Origin of the sequence: Streptomyces sp. UNOB3_S3 (genome assembly GCF_020740895.1) — a bacterium.
GTDB lineage: Bacteria > Actinomycetota > Actinomycetes > Streptomycetales > Streptomycetaceae > Streptomyces.
This window is the reverse complement of the sequence record NZ_JAILXP010000410.1, coordinates 1-5958: the sequence shown is the minus strand read 5'-3', so window position 1 is coordinate 5958 and position 5958 is coordinate 1. Positions and strand designations below refer to the sequence as shown.

Sequence of the window (5958 nt, the reverse complement as noted above, 5' to 3'; positions counted from 1 at the left end):
CCTCATCCGCTCCAGGAGGAGCCCCGCGGGCGGCCCCCTCCACGGCCGCACCGTCTACGAGGGCCTCGCAGACCCCCGCCTCGCGGGGCTCCTCCTGGAGCGGATGAGGGCCCCGGGCCGCCAGGGCCCACTCCGCTTCAGCCGCGAACCGGACGCGAACATCCCCTCGGACCTGACCCCCCGCCTGCTGAGCGCAGAGCAGTCCAACTCCTCGGCGGTATACGGCGAAACGTATATCCTCAAGCTCTTCCGTCGCGTGGGCCCCGGCACCAACCCCGATCTCGAACTGCCGCGCGCGCTCGCGAAGGCCGGCTGCACCCGCGTCCCGGCGCCGGCGGCCTGGTTCGAGGCGGAGCTCCACGGCGCGACGCCCATGACCCTGGGCGTGCTGCAACCCTTCCTGCCCGGCTCCGCCGACGGCTGGCAGCTGGCGCTGGGTGCCCTCTCCGTCCAGGCCGACTTCGCGGCGTCGGCACGCGCCCTCGGCCACGCCGTGGCCGAGGTGCACCTGGCCCTGGCGGAAGCACTGCCCACAGTCACGCTGCACCGCCCCCAGCTCGAACGACTCGCCGCCGCCATGACCCGGCGCCTGGAGGCCACGGCGGAGGCCGTCCCGGCCCTGCGCCCGTACCGCTCCGCGCTGCGCGACGCCTACGACGAGCTGGCGGCGCTGGGCCGGGGCGGGCACACCCGCAGGGCCCAGCGCGTCCACGGCGACCTCCACCTGGGGCAGGCGCTGCGCACGGCCGCCGACGGCCGCTGGTCGCTCATCGACTTCGAGGGGGAACCGGCCCGCCCGCTGGCGGAACGGTGCCGTCCGCAGCCGGTCGCGCAGGACATCGCGGGGATGCTGCGTTCCTTCGACTACGCGGCGGCGGTGGGCCGCGCGGCCGGGACCGACTGGGCCGAGCGTTCCCGGGCCGCGTTCTGCGAGGGCTACGCGACCGTCCACCAGGACCCGCGCGAGGACCCCCGGCTGCTGCGGGCGCACGAGACGGACAAGGCCGTCTACGAGGTGCTCTACGAGGCCCGGCACCGCCCCGACTGGCTCTCCGTGCCGATGTCCGCGATCCACCGCCTGGCCGGAGGCCACCGTGCGACCGGCGTCCACGCCGGCGTGACCAGTCCGCTCCGTCCGCTCCGTACGCCCCCGGAGGACCACCTGTGACCGCACGACCGCCGATCCCGGCAACGTTCCTGCCGGCGCCGACGAAGGCCCACACCGAAGCCGCTGCCAAAGCCCCCACCGAAGCCCCCACCGAAGCCCCCGTCAGGGAAACCGGCAGGGGAACCGGCAAGGGAACCGGAATCCGCCAGGCACCCCCCCTGGACGACTCCACCCGGGACCGCCTCCTCCACGGCGCCCACCACGACCCACACGGCGTGCTGGGCGCGCACCACGTGCCCGGCGGGATCGTCGTACGCACGCTGCGCCCGTGGGCGACGGGCGTGGCGGTCGTCGCGAAGGGCCTGCGCGCGGAGCTGCTCGACGAGGGCGACGGCCTGTTCGCCGGACTCCTGCCGCTGAGCGAGCTCGCGCCCGACCACCGCCTCCTCGTCACCTACGAGAACGAGGAAAAGAAGACCGAACTCCCCCTCGACGACCCCTACCGCTTCCTCCCCTCCCTGGGGGAGCTGGATCTCCACCTCATCGGGGAGGGCCGGCACGAGGAGCTGTGGCGGGCGCTGGGCGCCAGGCCCATGACGCACCAGGGCGTGGCGGGCACCCGGTTCACGGTGTGGGCACCGAACGCCCTGGGCGTGCGCGTGGTGGGCGACTTCAACCTGTGGGACGGCACGGTCCACCCGATGCGCTCGCTGGGCGGCACGGGCGTATGGGAGCTGTTCCTCCCAGGAGTCACGGAAGGCGCACTGTACAAATTCGAGCTCACCCCCCCCGACGGCTCGCGCACGCTGCGCGCGGACCCGATGGCGCGGCGCGCCGAGGTGCCGCCCGCGAACGCGTCGATCGTGGAGGCCTCGCACCACGTGTGGCGGGACGCCGACTGGATGGCGCGGCGCACGGCGCGACCGGTCCACGAGGCACCCTTCTCGGTCTACGAGGTGCACCTCCCCTCCTGGCGCCCGGGCCTCACCTATCACCAGCTGGCCGAGCAGCTCCCCGCCTACGTCAAGGACCTGGGCTTCACGCACGTGGAGCTGATGCCGGTGTCCGAGCACCCCTTCGGCGGCTCGTGGGGCTACCAGGTGACGGGCTTCTACGCGCCCACGGCCCGCCTCGGCACCCCCGACGACTTCAAGCACCTCGTCGACTCCCTCCACCGGGCCGGCATCGGCGTGATCATGGACTGGGTGCCGGCGCACTTCCCGAGGGACGACTGGGCGCTGGCGGAGTTCGACGGGCGGCCGCTGTACGAGCACCAGGACCCGGCCCGGGCCGCCCACCCCGACTGGGGGACGCTGGAGTTCGACTACGGCCGCAAGGAGGTGCGCAACTTCCTGGTGGCGAACGCGGTCTACTGGTGCGAGGAGTTCCACATCGACGGACTGCGCGTGGACGCCGTCGCCTCCATGCTCTACCTGGACTACTCGCGGGAGCCGGGCCAGTGGACGCCGAACGAGCACGGCGGCCGCGAGAACCTCGACGCGGTGGCGTTCCTCCAGGAGATGAACGCGACGGTCTACCGCCGCTGCCCCGGTGCGGTGACCATCGCCGAGGAGTCCACCGCCTGGGACGGCGTCACCCGTGCCACCCACCACACGGGCCCGGGCGGCTTCGGCGGGCTGGGCTTCGGCCTGAAGTGGAACATGGGGTGGATGCACGACTCGCTGGAGTACATGACGAAGGAGCCGGTGCACCGCAAGTACCACCACGGTGACATGACCTTCGCGATGGTGTACGCGTACAGCGAGAACTACGTCCTGCCGATCTCGCACGACGAGGTGGTGCACGGCAAGCGGGCGCTGGTCTCCAAGATGCCGGGCGACTGGTGGCAGCAGCGCGCGAACCACCGGGCGTTCCTCGGCTTCATGTGGGCCCATCCGGGCAAGCAACTCCTCTTCATGGGGCAGGAGTTCGCCCAGGGGGCGGAGTGGTCCGAGGCCCACGGCCCCGACTGGTGGCTGCTGGACCCCTCCTACTCCGCCGAGCCCGACCACCGGGGCGTACGGGACCTGGTCCGCGACCTCAACGCCTGCTACCGGGCGACACCGGCACTGTGGCAGCGGGACACCGCGCCGGAGGGCTTCGAATGGATCGTCGGCGACGCGGCGGACGACAACGTCCTGGCGTTCGCCCGCTACGACGCGCAGGGCTCGCCGATGCTGGCGGTCTGCAACTTCTCCCCCGTGGTGCGGCACGGCTACCGGCTGGGGGTACCGGCGGGCGAGCCGGTCTGGCACGAGGTCCTCAACACCGACGCCGCCGGCTACGGCGGCAGCGGCGTCGGCAACCCCGACCCGCTGAAGGCGGAGCCGACGGCGTGGCACGGGCGGCATGTGAGCGTGGTGGCGGTGCTGCCGCCGCTCGCGACGGTGTGGCTGCGGCCAGGGTAGCGATCGCTGCCGCGCCGCATGAGTAAGGCGCCGCCCGGGGGAGTCGGAGCTCACCCCGGACGGCGCCCGGATCGTGGAAGGGTGCCGGAGGCTAGAAGGTCAGCTTCCAGCTGTTGACCGTGCCCTCGTCATTGGCATACAGGTCCTGGACCTGGAGTTTCCACGTGCCGGTGGCCGAGACGCCGGACGCGTCGACCGTGTAGGTCTCCTTGATGTCCGCCGCGGAGTCCCACGAGTCGGCGTCCTTCAGGCGCCACGTCTTGCCGTCGGGGGCGACCAGGTCGATCTGGACGTCACCGCGGTAGGTGTGGGTGATGTTGACGTCGACCTTCAGCGCCGAGGAGCCGTTGCCGCTGCGCGTGACGACGATCGGCGAGGTCACGGCCGGGCCCGCGTCCGGGATGGCCACGGGGGTGGTGTTCTCGAAGACGCTGCCGCCGCCCGAGGTGTTCACGGTCCACTTGAAGGAGGCGGTGCCGGTCTTGCCGCCCGCGTCCTTGACCGTCACCGTCACATTGCTGGAGCCGGTGGTGGTCGGGGTGCCGGAGATCAGCCCGGTCGAGGAGTTGATCGTCAGGCCGGCGGGCAGGCCGGTGGCCGAGTAGGTCAGGGCGCCGGTGGTGGAGCTGGACGCCTTGATCTGGAGGGAGACGGCCGTGTTCACGATGGACGTCTGGTCGCCGGGGCTGGTGACGGAGACGCCGGTGGACAGCCGGCTGCCGACGTTGATGGCCGCCCAGGCGTTCGCGGCGTTGTTGTACGTCTCGCTGCCGACGCCGAAGAGCTCACCGGCGGCCCACAGCGTGGCGTCGCGCGCGCCCGCGTAGTTGGTGTTGGACTGCATGCGCTGGGACAGCGCCTTGAACCAGATCTTCGCGGCGTTGTCCCGGCCGATGCCGGTGACCGGCAGCCCGTCGGAGGTGGGGCTGTCGTAGTGGACGCCGTTGATGTCCTTGGGACCGCTGCCCTCGGAGGCCAGGTAGAACCAGTGGTTGGCCGGGCCCGACGAGTAGTGGACGTCGATGCTGCCGATGCCGGAGTACCAGCTGTCCTTGGACCGGCCGTCCCGGCTGGGCTTGTCCTGGTAGCGCAGCGGGGTGCCGTTGCCGTTGATGTCGATCTTCTCGCCGATGAGGTAGTCACCCGGGTCGCTGGGGTTGTTCGCCCAGAACTCCACGGCGGTGGCCATGATGTCCGAGGTGGCCTCGTTGAGGCCGCCGGACTCCCCGCTGTAGGTGAGGTTGGCGGTGGCGGCGGTGACGCCGTGCGTCATCTCGTGCGCGGCCACGTCGATCGCCGTCAGCGGCTTGGCGTTGCCCGAGCCGTCGCCGTAGGTCATGCAGAAGCAGGCGTCGGACCAGAAGGCGTTCACGTAGTTGTTGCCGTAGTGGACGCGGCTGTACGCGCCCACGCCGTCGCCCTTGATGCCGGTGCGCCCGTGGACGTTCTTGTAGTAGTCCCAGGTGAGCTGCGCGCCGTACGCGGCGTCCACGCCCGCCGTGGCCGGGTCGCTGTTGCTGCCGTTGCCCCAGACGTCGCTGGAGTTGGTGAACAGCGTGCCGGTGCCGGAGGAGCCGTGGTTGAGGTTGTACGTCTTGTGGTTGCCGCGCGAGGTGTCGGTCATCTGGTACGAGCCGGCCGAGCCGGAGGTGCCGATGGTGACCTGGCCGCTGTACTGGCTGTTGCCGGTGCCCTGCTTGACGCCCTGGAACTCGAAGAGCTTCTTGCCGCTCCTCGCGTCGGTGACGACGTGCAGCTCGTTGGGCGTGCCGTCCTCCTGGAGGCCGCCGACGACCGTCTCGTAGGCCAGTACGGGGGTGCCGTTCGCGGCCCATATCACCTTGCGCGGGGCGCGGTCGGCCTTGGCGGCCTTCGAGCCCTTCGCCTGGGCGGACTTGACGGCGTCCTGCTCGGCGGTGGCGGCCGCGAACGAGGGCGCGGTCGTGGCGACGGCCAGCTTCGCCTTGTTGGCCTTGGCGACGGACTTGACGCTGCCGCTCCTGGCCGCGTCGACGACGAGGTCGCCGCCGAGGACGGGCAGGCCCTCGTAGGTGCGCTCGTAGCGGGTGTGGACGGTGCCGTCGGCGTCCCGGGTGACATCGCGGACGACCAGCTGCTCCTTGGCGCCGAGGCCCAGCTTCTTCGCGGTCTGCGCCTTGGTGGCGTTGGCCTCGCGGATCAGCTCCGCGCGCTGGGAGGGCGTGAGCTTGGCGGGCTGGGCGCCGGGGGCGGCCTTGGCGATGATCTGCCGGGGCTGTCCGGTGGCGGCCGAGTCGTCGGGGCGGGCGTTCGCGGTGCCCGTCTGTGCCCCGACGGCGAGCATCGCCGTGACGGCGACGAGCGCGCCGGTGGCGACGGCGCGGCGATGGGGGGTGGGTCTCACTCTGACTCCTTCTGCGGGGCCACCACGGGGTGGGTGGGCCGATGGAACGACCGGACGGC

At 71.9% G+C, this 5958-nt stretch carries 3 protein-coding genes; 2 read left to right on the top strand and 1 reads right to left on the bottom strand.

From position 1 onward, the window contains the following. Positions 1–1168, top strand: a 1168-nt coding sequence (locus tag K6I33_RS30270) for a maltokinase (RefSeq protein ID WP_229357743.1), incomplete at its 5' end; no start/stop codon positions are given. Positions 1169–1308: 140 nt separating this feature from the next. After that, the gene (glgB, locus tag K6I33_RS30265) at positions 1309–3516 is read left to right on the top strand and encodes a 1,4-alpha-glucan branching enzyme (protein ID WP_229357744.1); all 2208 of its coding nucleotides are present in this window, start codon (positions 1309–1311) and stop codon (positions 3514–3516) included. A gap of 91 nt (positions 3517–3607) precedes the next feature. Here the strand turns inward: glgB and K6I33_RS30260 are convergent, their stop codons facing one another. Then, positions 3608–5899 carry a M4 family metallopeptidase gene (locus tag K6I33_RS30260; RefSeq protein WP_229357742.1) on the bottom strand — a complete coding sequence of 764 codons (2292 nt, stop codon included), beginning with the start codon at positions 5897–5899 and terminating at the stop codon, positions 3608–3610. Between the last annotated feature and the right edge of the window lie 59 nt (positions 5900–5958).